Source organism: Aureispira anguillae (genome assembly GCF_026000115.1).
Lineage (GTDB): Bacteria > Bacteroidota > Bacteroidia > Chitinophagales > Saprospiraceae > Aureispira > Aureispira anguillae.
Genome location: NZ_AP026867.1, coordinates 6,590,530 through 6,606,464 on the forward strand (window position 1 = coordinate 6,590,530; position 15,935 = coordinate 6,606,464).

The 15,935-nt window shown below is 36.4% G+C and carries 11 protein-coding genes; 8 read left to right on the forward strand and 3 right to left on the reverse strand.

Going from position 1 to position 15,935, the window contains the following annotated elements:
• The first annotated feature begins 90 nt into the window (after positions 1-90).
• Together mrdA and rodA are read left to right on the forward strand one after the other, a co-directional pair.
• The gene (gene mrdA / locus AsAng_RS25785; RefSeq protein WP_264790018.1) at positions 91-1,959 is read left to right on the forward strand and encodes a penicillin-binding protein 2; all 1,869 of its coding nucleotides are present in this window, start codon (positions 91-93) and stop codon (positions 1,957-1,959) included.
• A 43-nt stretch (positions 1,960-2,002) separates the two neighbouring features.
• Positions 2,003-3,418, forward strand: a complete 1,416-nt coding sequence (gene rodA, locus AsAng_RS25790; RefSeq protein ID WP_264790019.1) for a rod shape-determining protein RodA — start codon at positions 2,003-2,005, stop codon at positions 3,416-3,418.
• Positions 3,419-3,695: 277 nt separating this feature from the next.
• Here rodA and AsAng_RS25795 read toward each other — a convergent pair whose 3' ends face one another.
• Positions 3,696-5,918 carry a T9SS type A sorting domain-containing protein gene (locus AsAng_RS25795; RefSeq protein WP_264790020.1) on the reverse strand — a complete coding sequence of 741 codons (2,223 nt, stop codon included), beginning with the start codon at positions 5,916-5,918 and terminating at the stop codon, positions 3,696-3,698.
• A 590-nt stretch (positions 5,919-6,508) separates the two neighbouring features.
• On the opposite strand from AsAng_RS25795, the gene AsAng_RS25800 reads away from it, so the two are divergent.
• On the forward strand, positions 6,509-6,979 hold the full coding sequence (locus AsAng_RS25800; protein WP_264790021.1) for a ribonuclease H-like YkuK family protein: 471 nt from the start codon (positions 6,509-6,511) through the stop codon (positions 6,977-6,979).
• A gap of 133 nt (positions 6,980-7,112) precedes the next feature.
• Here the strand turns inward: AsAng_RS25800 and AsAng_RS25805 are convergent, their stop codons facing one another.
• On the reverse strand, positions 7,113-7,583 hold the full coding sequence (locus AsAng_RS25805; protein WP_264790022.1) for a hypothetical protein: 471 nt from the start codon (positions 7,581-7,583) through the stop codon (positions 7,113-7,115).
• Positions 7,584-7,788: 205 nt separating this feature from the next.
• The gene (gene rho, locus AsAng_RS25810; protein ID WP_264790023.1) at positions 7,789-9,432 is read right to left on the reverse strand and encodes a transcription termination factor Rho; all 1,644 of its coding nucleotides are present in this window, start codon (positions 9,430-9,432) and stop codon (positions 7,789-7,791) included.
• A 581-nt stretch (positions 9,433-10,013) separates the two neighbouring features.
• On the opposite strand from rho, the gene serS reads away from it, so the two are divergent.
• The 5 genes from serS (at position 10,014) to AsAng_RS25835 (ending at position 15,914) form a co-directional block, all read left to right on the forward strand.
• The gene (gene serS, locus AsAng_RS25815) at positions 10,014-11,288 is read left to right on the forward strand and encodes a serine--tRNA ligase (protein ID WP_264790024.1); all 1,275 of its coding nucleotides are present in this window, start codon (positions 10,014-10,016) and stop codon (positions 11,286-11,288) included.
• Between the two features lie 296 nt (positions 11,289-11,584).
• On the forward strand, positions 11,585-12,970 hold the full coding sequence (locus tag AsAng_RS25820; protein WP_264790025.1) for a T9SS type A sorting domain-containing protein: 1,386 nt from the start codon (positions 11,585-11,587) through the stop codon (positions 12,968-12,970).
• 99 nt (positions 12,971-13,069) lie between these two features.
• Entirely contained in the window at positions 13,070-14,128 is a 1,059-nt protein-coding gene (ribD, locus tag AsAng_RS25825) for a bifunctional diaminohydroxyphosphoribosylaminopyrimidine deaminase/5-amino-6-(5-phosphoribosylamino)uracil reductase RibD (RefSeq protein ID WP_264790026.1), read from the forward strand.
• An 81-nt stretch (positions 14,129-14,209) separates the two neighbouring features.
• On the forward strand, positions 14,210-15,064 hold the full coding sequence (locus AsAng_RS25830; RefSeq protein ID WP_264790027.1) for a DMT family transporter: 855 nt from the start codon (positions 14,210-14,212) through the stop codon (positions 15,062-15,064).
• Between the two features lie 64 nt (positions 15,065-15,128).
• Positions 15,129-15,914, forward strand: a complete 786-nt coding sequence (locus AsAng_RS25835; RefSeq protein WP_264790028.1) for a hypothetical protein — start codon at positions 15,129-15,131, stop codon at positions 15,912-15,914.
• Positions 15,915-15,935: the final 21 nt, after the last annotated feature.

Consider the following 15,935-nt stretch of genomic DNA (forward strand, 5'->3'; position numbering starts at 1 on the left):
CAATAAGGTCGATTGGCTGAACTTCCTACTAGAAAATGATGAAAAGTAGCCTAATTATTATTATTAAAGCGTGGAATAACCCAAAAGAATATGCAGGATTTGTATCAAGATAGGCAAAAAATATTGCAAGGCGCATTCGTTATTTGTGCCATTATGCTTGTGTTCAAATGTTTTCAAATCCAAGTCTGGGACAAGTCGTATCAACAACAACATAGTTATAGAGAAGCCGTTACCTTATATCCTTCAAGGGGAGCACTCAAAGATAGGAATGGTGAGTTGTTGGTCTATAATTTGGCCATGTATGACCTCAAAGCAACCTATAACCAAATTCGAAAATCTAATATTGATACAGCAGGTTTTTGCGAATTATTGGGCATTACCGATAGTACATTTTATGAAAACCTGAACAAAGATTTTAGAGATAGACGTTTTTCTCAACGAAAACCCTTTGATTTTTTGACTCAAATTCCAGGAGATAAATTTGCTGCAATAGAAGAGCGATTGTATGAATTTCCAGGTTTTGAAAGCCGTCTAAAGAGTGTGAGAGGTTATCCTGCACATGTAGGGGCGCATATGTTGGGGTACATTAGTGAAGTGAATGCCAGCCAGATAAAAAAATCTGAAGGTTTGTATCAGCAAGGCGAGTACATTGGTACTAGTGGTCTAGAATTATCGTATGAAGAACAATTGAGAGGAGTGAGAGGGGTAGAACACGTATTAAAAGACAAATGGGGAAAACGAAAAGGTAAATACAAATCGGGAGAGATGGACGAGCCCGCTATATCTGGCTATGATTTGATTACTTCAATTGATTTGGAGTTGCAGGCTTATGGAGAACAACTGATGCAAAATAAGGTTGGTGCAATTGTAGCAATAGAGCCCTCTACGGGAGAGATTTTGGCAATGGTAAGTACGCCTTCTTATGATCCTTCTATCTTGGCGGTTAACAGAAATCGAAAACAAGCGTTTAAAGCTTTACAAAGAGATTCCTTGATTCCTTTGTTTAATCGGGCACTGATGGCGCAATATCCTCCTGGGTCAATTTTTAAAACTGTTTTATCAGCGATTGGTTTACAAGAACGCATCTTAACGCCCAACAGAGGAATGGCTTGTAGTGGTGGTTTTGTTTATGGTTCTTTGAGAGTAGGCTGTCATGGGCATGGGGCTATTAATGATGTTGGGAATGCAATTCAATATTCTTGTAATAAATATTATTGCCAAACATTTAGAGAATTGGTCAATGTTTATGGGTTTTATTATCCCGAAAAAGGAATGGATCGTCTTGCTAATCACCTACATGCTTGGGGCTTAGGGGCTAAATTGGGGATTGATATTCCGAATGAAGCACCTGGTCATGTTCCAACAGCTGCTTATTACAATAAAAAACATGGCAAAGGAACTTGGAAGTTCTCTACTGCCGTTTCGGTTGGAATTGGACAGGGAGAATTGTTAATTACTCCTTTGCAAATGGCTAATATGGCCGCTGTAATTGCCAATCGTGGGTTTTATTATATTCCTCATTTTGCCAAAGAGTTTGAAGGGGATACTTCCAATGTACTTGACAAATTTAAAGAAAGGCATTATACCAAAGTACATCCAATGCATTTCGAACCAGTAGTGGATGGGATGGAGCGAGTAGTAACCGCAGGTACAGGGCGACGATCTAAAATTCCCGATTTGGTGATGTGTGGCAAAACAGGAACGGTTGAGAATAACAAAGGTAAAGATCATTCTACTTTTATTGCTTTTGCTCCTAGAGATACGCCCAAAATTGCAATTGCTGTTTATGTAGAAAATGGTGGCTATGGTTCTGCTTATGCTGCGCCTATTTCTAGTCTAATGATAGAAAAATACATCAAAGGAAGCATTGAAGCTCCAAGCAGGAAATCATTAGAAAAACAAATGCTAAAGGCAGATTTGATCAAAAGAGAAAAACCAATTTATTCAACAGTAGAATAGCGCAATTTGTACGCCCTAAATACTGCAAGAAGTTATATATAATATGCGTCAAGGTAGAGACTCAGACATAGGTGGATACGATTGGATTACCATTGGTTTATGGGGAATCTTAGTTTTTTCTGGTTGGTTAATGATTTTTGCTTCTGGGTACTTGGATCAAGATTCTTTTACTAGTTTATATGATTTGGACAAAAATTATGGAAAGCAGCTACTTTGGATTACGGTAGGAGGTGTTTTGGTGGGGATCATCCAATTGATAGAAATCAAATTTTACCAAACCTTTGCCCCTGTTTTTTATGGAATAGCCTTATTGTTATTGATTGCAGTACTCTTTACGAATCCAATAAAGGGGGCAACTTCTTGGTTTGCTATTGGCGGATTTAGGTTTCAGCCTTCTGAATTTGCGAAAGTAGCTACCTGTTTGATGCTGGCGGCTTATTTGAGTATGCCCAGTGCTAGAATGCAAGAATTGAGAGTAAAATTGACCACCTTAGGGATTGTTTTGCTGCCTGTGGTGCTAGTTTTGCTACAGGGAGATGCAGGGTCTACATTGGTTTATTTTGCCTTTTTTATTCTATTGTTCCGAGCGGGGATGGATGCTTGGATTTATATCTTAGGTTTGGCGGTTGCAGCTTTATCTATAGCAGCGTTGTTGTACGATGAAACCTGGTGGTTGATCAATGCTATTTTACTAATTGGGAATGCTGTATTGATGAAATCTTGGCGAAAAGAGGATCTTTGGCTAGGTCTTATTGTCTTGGAAGCATTGATTACTTATTTCTTTTTTGGTGTAGACTCTTATTGGATTTTAACAGGGTTAAATGGACTGATAATGGTCGTTTTAGCCGTGTTTAATATTGGTGAAAAAAAATGGGAAAATAGCTTTTTTGTTTCTATTGGAGTGAGTATAGCGATTGCCTTATCTGCTTCTGTCAATTACATTGTTAATAATTTGATTGGAGATCATCGCCAAGAGCGAATATGGGTATGGTTAAGACCTGAAAAATGCCATCCTTTAGGTCCTTTGTATAATGTAGAACAGTCCAAATTTGCCATTGGTTCAGGGGGCTGGACAGGGAAAGGCTTTTTACAGGGAGAGCGAACCAAATTGGATTATGTTCCCGAACAATCTACGGATTTTATCTTTTGCACGGTTGGCGAAGAATGGGGATTTATAGGCACAACATTTATTATTTTAGTTTTCTTTGCGCTTATTTTACGCATTTTATTTCTAGCACAACGACAGCGTTCTCCATTTACGAAATACTATGCATTAGGGGTAGCTTGTATTTTGTTCTTTCATGTATTTATTAATATTGGCATGACAACAGGTTTGGTACCTGTTATTGGAATTCCTCTACCTTTTATTAGCTATGGTGGGTCTTCCTTGTTGTCCTTCTCTATTCTAATGGGGTTATTGGTAAAATTGGATAGCAATCGTCTGTTTGTATTTAGATAAGTTTTCCTAAATAGCTATTGGTGTAGTCTAACCGATCTCAATAATAAGTAGCTAAACAAACCCAAACAATGGTCTAAAAAGCAAAATCCCATACTAAATATTTGTTAGTATAGGATTTTCACTTCTTTATTGGTGGACATCCCTGCTTAGAGCAGCCTCTTAAACATCATCGTTTTATTTCCTTGGAATGTTCTATGATTTCAAGAAAAACTGTTTTAAACCCCTCTTCTCATGTCAACCCCTTTCTTTGGGAATTTTATCTTTTTCAGTATAGATTCTAGTTCAGTTTTATAACTTTATTGCTGGTCTTTTGCTTACCATCACTAACGGTCAAATAAAAAACTCCAGCAGGTAGTTTTTTCAAATCCAGTTCTATTAGATCATTTAGCGTTTTCTCCTGTAAAACAGTTACTCCAAGATTGTTTATAATCGTCAGCTCTAGAAAATCCTGATTTCCTTTTTCGATGTATAAGAACTGTTGACTTGGATTGGGATAGATTTTTACACCAGGTAAGCTTTTGACTTGGTTAATACCCGTTAGAGAAACTTGCCAACAATTAGAGGTCTTTTGGCATCCTAACCCAGCAATTTGTACAGCATACAATCCACTGACAGGCGGTGTAAACGTTTGATTTGTCGCTCCAAGAATTGGACTATTGCCATTTGAACAATCAATCCACTGATACGTTACATTCGTTGCATTAGAGGTTAAAAGATCTCCAGATTTAGAGATCGAACTATCTAAACTTGTAACCGTGAGGTGGATTGTAATGGTGCTATCACAACCTGCTGCATTGGGTATCGTTGCTAAATAAGTCCCACTAGAACCATAAATAATCCCATTTGGAGCAGTATAACTGGTGTCGCAAACCGTTTCAAAAATAGTACTGCTTTGGTTATGGTTCACGGTTAAATCAATAGTAATTATGCTATCACAGCCAGATGCACTTTGAAGTTCAGCAGTATACTGTCCACTAGCGGTGTATACCTGCCCGTCGGGAGCCGTGTATGAATTACAAACGGTTTCTGTAATCGTAGTTGTTGCAGGAATACATTCTGACAAGCTCAAAACAAAAATATCCCTACTGTTTGTAGAACCCAAATTATAAACTCCTGGTCCTGGATCAAAGTCGCTGATGTTTCTAAAATAGCCACTGACTTTTAAATTTCCCGCAGGTCCTATGGTGGTTGCATAGGCTTTGTCATTGGAGGTTCCCCCAAATCGCTCTGCCCAAATTAACTGACCGTTATTATCTATTTTTTGAACAAAAATGTCTTGATAGCCTTCTGATGTTAACTCAACAACAGCTGTTCCTGTATGAAAATCTACTGTTCCCACAAAGGAGCCAACAACATAAATATCATTATTAGCATCCAGCACCAATTCTTCACCATAATCGGAAGCAGTTCCTCCCATCGTCTTCACCCATAGAAAATTTCCAGCAGGATCAAATTTTTCAATAAAAATATCCTGATAACCATTTCCTGTAATGTTGTGAGTAGCTGGACTAGGATCAAAGTCAGCAGTTCCTCTGAAATATCCTGTTATATAAATATTTCCAGCATCATCCAATTTAATACATTGGGCTCGATCACTATAGCTACCTCCCATGGTATTTACCCAGACAAAATTACCACTGGAATCTAGTTTCTGAACAAAAATATCTTCGTTTCCATCAGATGGAATGCTATATGTTCCTGCTCCTGGATCAAAATCAGGGCTTCCTTCAAAAGATCCTGTCAGATAAATATTTCCTGCATGATCGGTAATGAGGTCTTCTATATGTTCATCACTCGAACCACCAATTGTTTTTACCCAAATTAAATTTCCAGCTGTATCCAGTTTTTCAATATAAATATCCCACCCCCCTTGAGAGGTTACATTTTGGACCGCTGGTCCTGGATCTAAATCAGCTGTCAATCGGAAAATACCTGAAGCATATACGTAACCAAAAGTATCGGTGGTAATGGCATAGCCATAATCTGAATTTCCTCCTCCTAGAGCTTTTGCCCATTGGTAATTTCCTCCAGCATCCAATTTTAGAATGAATGCATCTAATCCACCATTCGAAAAAAGTGTATCTACCCATGGACTAGGATTAAAATCAGTTGGACCAGAAAAGACACCAGTGATGTACAAAGAACCAGCTTCGTCCAAGGCCAAAGCATACCCCATATCATCGGCGTATGATTTTCCCAATGATTTAGCCCAAACCAGATTTCCATTTGCATCTAATTTTTGGATAAAAATACTTGGGTATAATGTACTTCCTGAATTGAGGTTAAGAGTACCAATTCCAGGGTCAAAATCAACCGTTCCAGTAAATTCCCCTGTTATGTAAACATTTCCCGCAGCATCTGTAATTACATCATAAGGGGCATCATTATAATTGCCTCCATCCATATGCTTTGCCCATTCCAATTTGGCAGTCGTTTGAGCCATTAAAAAGTTCATTGATACCAATAAAATGGGTAAAAAGAAGTGCCTTAATTTATTCATATTTATTATTCGTTGATTTTAAGATTGGTGTGATAAGAAGTAGAAACAAAGTACAAAACTTTGATTATAGCAAAACAAAATCTATAATTTTTAGGATAGAACCAAACAATTAGGAGTAAATAACTAAGATCAGAATGTATAGCTTTTTATTAGACAGCACTTTAAATGTGTTGCTTAATGTTTTAGTTCACTTTGTGCATTGATGTTTCATTTATTGGGCATTAGGTTTATGTTTTTAGTTGATTCTGTGGTAAAAACTTTTTTAGAAAAAAAATATTCTGTTGAGCAATGATTTGTGGTTGATTATCAGTTGTGTATGCTGTTTGTTTGGTTTTATCTAAACTAAAAATAGGCAAGTAATTCCTTCTTAATTAATCGTTTACTTACACAAAAATAACACAAGGATGGGAACTTATCTTTAGATGAATAAGTTAGGTTAGGGTACGTCTAATATAAAATGAATTGATAATCAACAAGACATAGTTGTCGCACTAAGAAAAATAAGGAACGAAAATTGTTGCTAATCAGCAGTAGCAATGTTATAAAATAAACATCATCCAAGTATTTTTTAACCTCAAAACTGAGAAAACATGAGCTGGCGAAGACTAAACGGGAGTAGAATTTTGCTACCCATTAAGGAAGCTGTCGAAAAAACAATTGAAAAAGAATTGGCAGCAGGTCACCAACTAAAGATTTGTATTGGGACAGACTCACAAGTACGTGGCAAAAACATTGGTTTTGCTACTGTTATAGTGTTTCTAAGAGAAGGAAAAGGAGGATTTATGTTTATAAACAGCGAAGTGCTAACGCAAAAAATGGAAATTCGTGAACGCATGATTCGTGAAGTCAGTAAATCCGTTACATTAGCTTATGAGCTATCTGAAATTTGGGATCAATACGACATTGCTTTGGAGATTCATGCCGATATTAATACAGATGCTAGTTTTAAATCAAATATTGCGCTAAAAGAAGCAATGGGTTATATAAAGGGAATGGGCTATGAGTTCAAAGCCAAACCCAATGCTTTTGCTAGTTCTAGCTGTGCGGATAAGGTTTGTTAGCATTAAAACCTTACTTCGTGGATTTTTTAGTTTTTCTTCGAAAATCATAAAAAATCCACGAAGTATTATTAAAAAATAACTTGATTTAAGAATCAATTGGTCGGCTGCTGTCCATAGAGATAGCAGCCTTTTTTTATTCTCCAACCATTTGTTCCAATAAGGTCTTTTTTAGGGTGGGAACTGCGGGAGGAGTTGCAATTTCTTTTTTCTTTTTTTTAGAAACGGCAACTAATATTAATTGCACCAATTTTACAATTGCCCAGATTGCAGGTAAGCTAATGGCAATACTATAATAAACCCAATAGGAGGTATTGGGGAGATAATATTGAAGCATTTGATGTAGCAAAAAAGCATAGACTACAAAGGTGGCAATCCAAGTTAAAAATAGAAATACGATAAGGATATTGTTGCCAATTGTCCACACCCTATCTGCCCGATCGCCCTGTTTTTTGAATCGTTGAACAGCCCAAGAAGAGAGCAAGTCTTGTGCTTTTAGGTAGAGTGGCATTGGAAAGTAATGGAAAAGAAAAGAGATAAAAAAATAAAAACCCCCTGCTCCCAAACAACCAATCATTAGTGCTTTTATAATATAAATAAGCTCCATAAAATATTTTTATTGTTATACTTGGCTTAATAATCTTAGCAAATTAACGAATTCGAGATAAACCTGCAAAGATGCGAATCATTATTGTTATCACAAGCGATTAAAATGACCATCAACGATGGAGTATACCCAGCTTGTTTTATAAAAAAAAGCCACCCAAAACTAATGCTTTGAGTGGCTTCATAAATTATCTGGATAGATAATCTTATTTAGTCATAGAATGCAAAAATTCATCATTACTATGCGTGCCTTTGATTCGGCTCAATAAGAAATCCATTGCTTCTTCTGTTTTCATATCTGCTAGATAACGACGCAAGATAATCATCTTGTTAATTACATCTGGATGATGTAATAAATCGTCACGACGAGTACTAGACTTCGTTAAGTCAATAGCAGGGTAAACTCTTCGGTTGGCTAGTTTTCTATCCAATTGAAGCTCCAAGTTACCTGTTCCTTTAAATTCTTCGAAAATAACCTCGTCCATTTTAGAACCAGTGTCAATTAATGCTGTTGCTAAGATCGTTAATGAACCACCATCTTCGATATTACGAGCAGCACCAAAGAATTTTTTAGGTTTCAACAAAGCACTTGCCTCAACACCACCAGACAAAACTTTACCACTAGACGGAGATACCGTATTGTGAGCTCTTGCCAAACGAGTGATTGAATCCAAAAGGATCACTACATCATGCCCACATTCTACCATACGTTTTGCTTTTTCTAAAACGATATTGGCTACACGGACATGATTTTCGGGATGAGCATCAAAGGTAGAGCCGATAACCTCGGCACGTACACTGCGCTGCATATCCGTTACTTCCTCAGGACGTTCATCAATTAACAAGATAATAAGATAGCACTCAGGATGGTTTTCTGCAATAGAGTTGGCTACATCCTTTAGCAAAAAGGTTTTACCCGTTTTAGGTTGAGCAACAATAAGTCCACGTTGTCCTTTTCCAATAGGCGTAAACAAGTCCATAATACGAGTAGAATAAAGCTTGGATTTGCTCTTTTGGACAATGTTTAGTTTTTGTTCTGGAAACAAAGGAGTTAGGTGATCGAAATGAACTCTATCTCGAATTTCTTCAGGACTCCAACCGTTAATTTTTTCAACTTTAAGAAGTGCAAAATACTTTTCGCCTTCTTTTGGAGGGCGGATAGCTCCTTCTATAGAATCTCCTGTTTTTAGCCCAAAAAGTTTAATTTGAGAAGGTGATACATAAATATCATCAGGAGAGGTCAAATAGTTATAATCGGAAGATCTTAAAAAACCATAACCTTCAGACATCATTTCCAAAACACCTTCTCCAGAAACAACACCATCTAAGTCAATATTGAATTTAGATTTATTGTATTTCTCCTTATACGAACCATTTCTAGGCTTTTTTTGCTCCTTTTTATTGTTCGTAGCAGGAGTATTGGTTGGGCGCTCTTCTTTTTTATCCTGAACAGCTGGTTTTTCTTTTTGAGGTGCAGGAGCGGTCTCTTTAGCATCAAGGTTAGGTTCTTGATTTGGAGTTGTTTTGCTCTCTACTTTTCTAGTTCTTCGACGTTGTTTTGTAGGCTCCTCTTTTTTTATAACGGGTTGATCTGCTTCAGATTTGTCTACAACGGCAACTTTTTCAGTCTTTGTTCTAGGTGTTCTTGCCCTAACTGTCTTTTTAGCAGGAGTAGTTTCTTTGGATGGAGTAGATTTAGTATCTGTATCTCCTTTGATGGCTTGGAAGTCCAAGATTTTATAAATCAGCTCTTTTTTGGTGAGTCTCTTATATCCTTTCATCTCAAGCTTTTCAGCTATTTCTCTAAGCTCAGGAACGAGCATCTGATTTAATTGAAGTATGTCGTACATACAAAGGTAGGTTAAATAAAATTAAGTGAATAAATCAATGAAAATATATACTATGTGTATTTGTTGTTTCGTCCTAAAACAGTTTAATGTTTTATTCCCAAACAGTTCTAATTTTTTTGTCTTGTTAACTCCGATTGTTTGATATTAAAAATTAAGCTTTGGATAAAATTAAAATCATTAATAGTTTGGAACTATTTAAGTTGATTTTAGCTTTAATAGCTATACATATAGAAATGATCTTTAAAATTGAATACTAGTGGGGATTAACAAATTGTTAGTGGGAGTTTGTTTTGCTTGACTTGATGTTGCAAAAGTACATTTTAATTTTTGAAATCAAATAGTAATTTCGAAAAATATACGAAATAGAACTAAATTAATGTAATATTAGGGTTTAATAAACGTATTTTATTCAAAATAACGTTTAACTTAGTCCAAATATTGAACCGATTAAAAGAAAAAATAAAAGAGAAACTATAAATAAAAGGAAAAATATTCTTTAATCAATGATTTTTTATCACTAATATTAGCATTACATAGAGCTAATTAAGGCTTGTACTATAATTATAAATACAAAACAACGCATGTTACCAGTTAATTTTATCCGAGATAATAAAGAGAAAGTAATTAAAAGTTTAGAAATCCGTAATTATACAAACTTTGATATTCTTGATCAAATTATCCAGATGGATACTAAACGAAAAAATCTCCAGAAAGAGTTGGATGAGCATTTGGCAGAGGGCAATCGAATTGCTGCTGAAATTAAGGAATTGTTCAAGACAGGTAGAGGATCGGAAGCAGGAGATAAAAAGAAGAGAGGGAGCGAGTTAAAAACAATTAATGCCGCTCTTAAACATGAATTGACAGAAACCAAAGCTCATCTAGAGGATCTATTATTGCAAGTTCCTAACTGTGCGAATGACCTAGTACCTCCTGGGCAATCGGATGAGGACAACCAAGTCTATCAAGCCTGGACAACTGATTTGCCTGTTATGGAGGGAGATGCGCTTCCGCATTGGGAATTGGCAAAAAAATACAACTTAATTGATTTTGAGCTAGGAGCAAAAATTACTGGAGCAGGTTTTCCTGTCTATATAGGTAAGGGAGCAAGATTGCAACGTGCCTTGATTAGTTTCTTTTTGGACGAAGCTTTGGAGGCTGGATATACAGAGTATCAAGTGCCTTATGTAGTGAATGAAGATAGCGCTAGAGGAACGGGACAGCTACCAGACAAAGAGGGACAAATGTATTATTCTGAAAAAGATGATTTGTATTTGATCCCAACGGCTGAGGTGCCATTGACCAATATTTATAGAAATGTTATTCTTAAAGAAAAAGATTTTCCTGTAAAATTGACTGGACATACGCCTTGTTTTAGAAGAGAGGCAGGTTCTTATGGCGCTCATGTACGTGGCTTGAATCGTTTGCATCAGTTTGATAAAGTTGAAATTGTACAAATTCAGCATCCCGATAAATCTTACGAGGCTCTAAAAGAAATGTGTGGTCATGTAGAAGGGATTTTACAAAAACTAAATCTGCCTTACCAAATTTTGTTGTTGTGTGGTGGTGACACAGGATTTGCCTCTGCGATTACCTACGATTTTGAAACATATTCTGCGGCGCAAGAGCGTTGGTTAGAAGTTAGTTCAGTTTCTAATTTTGAAATATTCCAAGCCAATCGACTCAAATTGCGTTATAAGGGAGCGGATGGTAAAAATCATTTGGTACATACACTGAATGGTTCTGCACTGGCTTTGCCTCGTATTATGGCTACTTTATTAGAAAATAATCAAACGGCTGAAGGGATAAAAATCCCTGAGGTGCTACAAAAATATACTGGGTTTGATATCATCAAATAAAAAACGTTCAAGCGTACTTAGTAGATGATTGCTGTTGTAGCAATTAAAAAGTACCTAATAATAAGCGTAAGGGGTATACCATATTAATATGGTATACCTTTTTTTTGTTGGTTTTAAGAAAAAGGTAATGATAAAATAAATTAATTATCAGTTGGTTAAACTAAAAAAAAGCTTATTTTAGTATTCCATTAAGCTCAAGATGTACACTTATAATTAATATACTATGTATTGTTGTTTTAGTAATTTGTCCTCTTGCTTTCATCATAAAAAATGCATAGTACTTAAAAACTATATCTATGCAAAATGTTTACAAGTATTATCTTTTTTTATTCCTAATTAGTAGCCTATTTGCCAATAGTTATGGACAGGGGGCCATTATTAATGAAATGTCAAATGGCGCTTCAGGCACGCAAGAATTTATTGAACTTCTGGTTATTGGCTCCGCAGGAGACCCCACTGCAAATGTTGATTTGTCGGGTTGGGTCTTAGATGACAATAATGGGGCTTTTGAACTTTCGGGGACAGGAGTTGGTATTGCTTCTGGACACCTTAGAATAGCGGCAGGTTGCTTAACAAATGTGCCGCCAGGTGCTTTAATTGTTCTTTATAATGCACCAGATGTTTCTTTTACAGCCGACCTTACCGATAACAATAACGATTGTGTGTATTTTTTGCCAGATGACAGCCCTTGTTTAGAGGATTGTACGGCAGGACCGAGTTCTTCAAATGCTACTTATCCTATTGCTTGTACCTATGGTACTGCGAATTGGAGTGTGATAACCATGCGTAATGCTGGAGATGCAGTACAATTTAGAAATCCTTCTTTTGAGTTTTTTCACGGTTATTCTTATGGGGATGTGACGGTTCCTACAGCTCCTAATTTTCCTGCTTCGTTGGGAGGGGGAAGCGCTTTTGCCATTGCTGGCTCAGGAGGGGGAAATGAGTTTATTTATAATGACGGAGATTTTACCACTGGAGCTAATTTTACAAGACAAACGGTTGCCAATGAAACACCAGGGCAGCCGAACAATAGCAATAACCTTTATGCAATTAATCAAATTCGAAGTGGAGCATTTGATTATGCCAATTTAAATGCCGCTGGAAACAGTGGAACGGCTAGTACATTGATTGACTGTAGTACTCTTTTGCCACTTCGACTCGCTCATTTTGAGGTTAAAAAAACAGCGATGAATGTTGTTGATCTAAACTGGGAAGTAAAATTGCAGAACGAGCCTAATTTTTGGTTTGAAATTGAGCAAAGTCCTGATGGTATTAAATTTGAACCCCTAACTTCTCTTGTTGGACTCGAAGGTCAAACCCATTACAATCTCACTAGCCAAAAGACTTGGTTGACGACCTATTATCGGCTAAAAATTCACCTAAACAATGGCGATTTTTTTTATAGCCCTGTCCGTGTGATTACTTCTAGTTCTTTGGCAGAAAATAGTCTCGTGATCTATCCTAATCCAGTGAAGGAGCAGCTTCTTATAGAGGTGAGTCCTCTGATAAAAACTCCTAGCCAGTTGTTGGTGTATAACGTGTTTGGACAAGTAGTGCTAGAACAGAAAATAACAACAGAAAACCGAGTGCTACAATTAGATGTATCAATGCTCGAAAAAGGAAGCTATTTAATTTTGTTAAAAAATAAAGAACAGTCATTGGTTAGAAAATTTGTAAAATAAGTTGCTATATGACGACGCTGAAATTTAGGATCAGCTAGGAAATAGAGAATAAATATAAAGCCCCTTGAATTTCAAGTGGGCTTTTTTTACTTTTGTGCTATGAGAGAAAAGGATGAATTATATATGCGCCGAGCAATTGAGCTGGCGAAGCAAGCAAGGGGAAATAATGCGCCTAATCCTAGGGTTGGAGCCGTAATTGTTTGTCAAGATAGAATAATAGGAGAAGGTTATCATGAACGATATGGAGAGGGACATGCAGAAGTAAACGCTATTGCTGCTGTTATTGAGGAAGATAAGCCATTGTTATTGCAGGCTACTATTTATGTCACCCTAGAACCTTGTTTCCATTATGGCAAAACTCCTCCTTGTGTAGAGTTGATTCTTAAAAATAAAATACCAAGAGTTGTTATTGCTTGTACAGACCCTTTTGAAAAAGTGGCTGGTCGAAGTATTGAAAAATTAAAAAATCAGGGCGTTGAGGTGATTGTTGGGGTGCTAAAAGAAGAAGCGGCTTGGTTAACTCGTCGTTTTTTTACCAATGTGCAGAAGAAACGCCCTTATGTTGTTCTAAAGTTTGCTCAGTCTAAAGATGGGTTTATTGGGAGTGCTACCAAAGAAATTGCCATTTCTAATCTCCTAAGCAAACGTTTGGTTCATCAATGGAGAAGTGAAGAAACAGCTATTATGGTAGGAACCAATACTGCCTTGATTGATAACCCTCAACTTAATAATCGATTGTATTTTGGTCGAAATCCACTGCGTTTAGTTTTAGATCGACAATTGCGTCTACCTTCAACGCTTCATTTATTTGATGGTCAGGTGGAGACTTGGGTTTTTACCGAAAAGAAAGAATACCCTAAATTGGATAAAGTGCGTTTTGTTTCATTGGATTTTAAGCATAATCTATTCAATAACCTTCTAACTTATCTCCATGAACATCGTGTTCAATCTGTTTTGATTGAAGGAGGAAGCCAATTACTCCAAGGGTTTATTGCTGAAAACTTGTGGGACGAAGCACGGGTTTTAGAAGGCAACCTATTTTTGGGCGAAGGGGTAAAAGCACCTACGCTGCCCATTCGTTGCTTGACAAAAAAAGAACCGTTATTGGATAATCAAGTAGCTTATTATGTCAACCCTTCTTCTGCTACCTTCTCTTAGTAGACTAGCCAGTAATTAATCCATTAGAAATGATCCGTTTGTTTGTTACTAAGGTGCGAATAAACAATAAAAAATAAAATCTTGCTTTACTTAATTTTAGCTGCTTTCTGTTCGATTATGATTGTTGTCATTTTCAAACTGTTTGAACGATACTCCATCAATCATTATCAAGCTATTGTTGTCAATTATCTTATCTGTGTTCTAACAGGTTGTATTACATTGGGCGAAATACCATTTGAAGCCGATATGTTGTATGCTCCTTGGTTACCGATTATGGGCTGCTTAGGGCTGTTGTTTATGGGAGGCTTTAATATTGCGAGTCGAACAGTGCAACATTTTGGAATGGCAATCGCTTCTGTTGCACAGCGGATGTCGTTAGGGCTTTCCGTAACCTTTGCCATTTGGTATTATGGAGAGTCGTATACCTACTATAAAATAATAGGGATTATTGTGGCACTTTCAGCCGTTGTATTTATTAATTTCCCTTCTAAAAACAAGCCAGGAACAGAACAGGTAGGAACTTCTAAGTGGTTGGTGCTTTATCCCATTTCTATTTTCTTTATCAGTGCTATTATAGAAATTCTATTGCAATATTTACATGCTGTACACGAAATGAAACCAGCAATAGAATCTATTGTTTTGTTTGCTAGTGCTGCTCTAATAGGAATTATAGGTTTGTTTGTTTTTAGAGAACGGCTAGCTTTAAAAAATGCTATTGCAGGAACAATTTTAGGGATACCGAATTATTTTTCTATTTATTTTATGTTGCGTTCTTTGGATGTTATGGATGGTTCAACGGTCTATTCCTTGTGTAATATTACAATTGTTGCAGGAGCAGCATTAGTTGGCTTTTTAGTTTTTAAGGAGCGACTTTCTTTGTTGAATATGCTTGGAGTTGGATTGGCGATCCTCGCTATTGTTTTGATTACGTTATAATTGGATTGAGTTAAGTTTTGTCTATATTTGTAAAACTTGTTACATCCCCTCAAAAAACTAAAAAATGATGCGTTTTGTATTCTTTATGATGAGTTGTTGCTTTGTAATACCTTCTTCTTTTGGACAGTATTATATCTTTGGCGGTTATAATTATGGCGCAATTACGATGAAAGGAGCCAATGTTATTATAAACGCTTTTAATGAACGGGAGAATCATTCTATTGCTCCTTTTGCCAATAACTTTCATGGATATAGAGTCGGTGCAGGAAAATACAGTAAATACTCTGTTATGGAATTGGGGTTTGGAAATCTGATTTCTAATCAAAAAAGTACCAACCCCAATCAACTTAGAGAGAATGCAGAAGTAATTATTAATTATATGTCTGCTACGGCAAGAGCAGGAATCAAACCTTTTCCAAAACATCATTTTACTTTTGGGGCAGCTATGCATCTTGGAGCGCAACGAATTCGATATTCATTTGGAGGAGACTACCAAACCCCTGTTAATAAATATGTTATTGCGCCAGAGTTTTATCTCGATTATGCCATTAGAATTAAGTTTTTACTAAAAAAATCGCAGCGAGAAAAATACTTTTATTTGTTGAGAATTCGACCTTATTATCAACTACATTCTATCATCGGGATTGGTAACTTTGAAAAAGAGTTGAATCAAACGCCGAACATAACTTCCAATGCGATTGAGGACAATATGAGTCATTTTGGGTTTAATATTTCTATTGTTATTCCATTTTTAAGTGACGATGATAGAGCTTATTTGTATGCACCCAAGAAAAGAAAGAAAAGGTCAACAAAACGTGATCGAAAGGAAAGACCCAAAGGGCGTTTATAATCTAAAACAATTAAAAGTTGA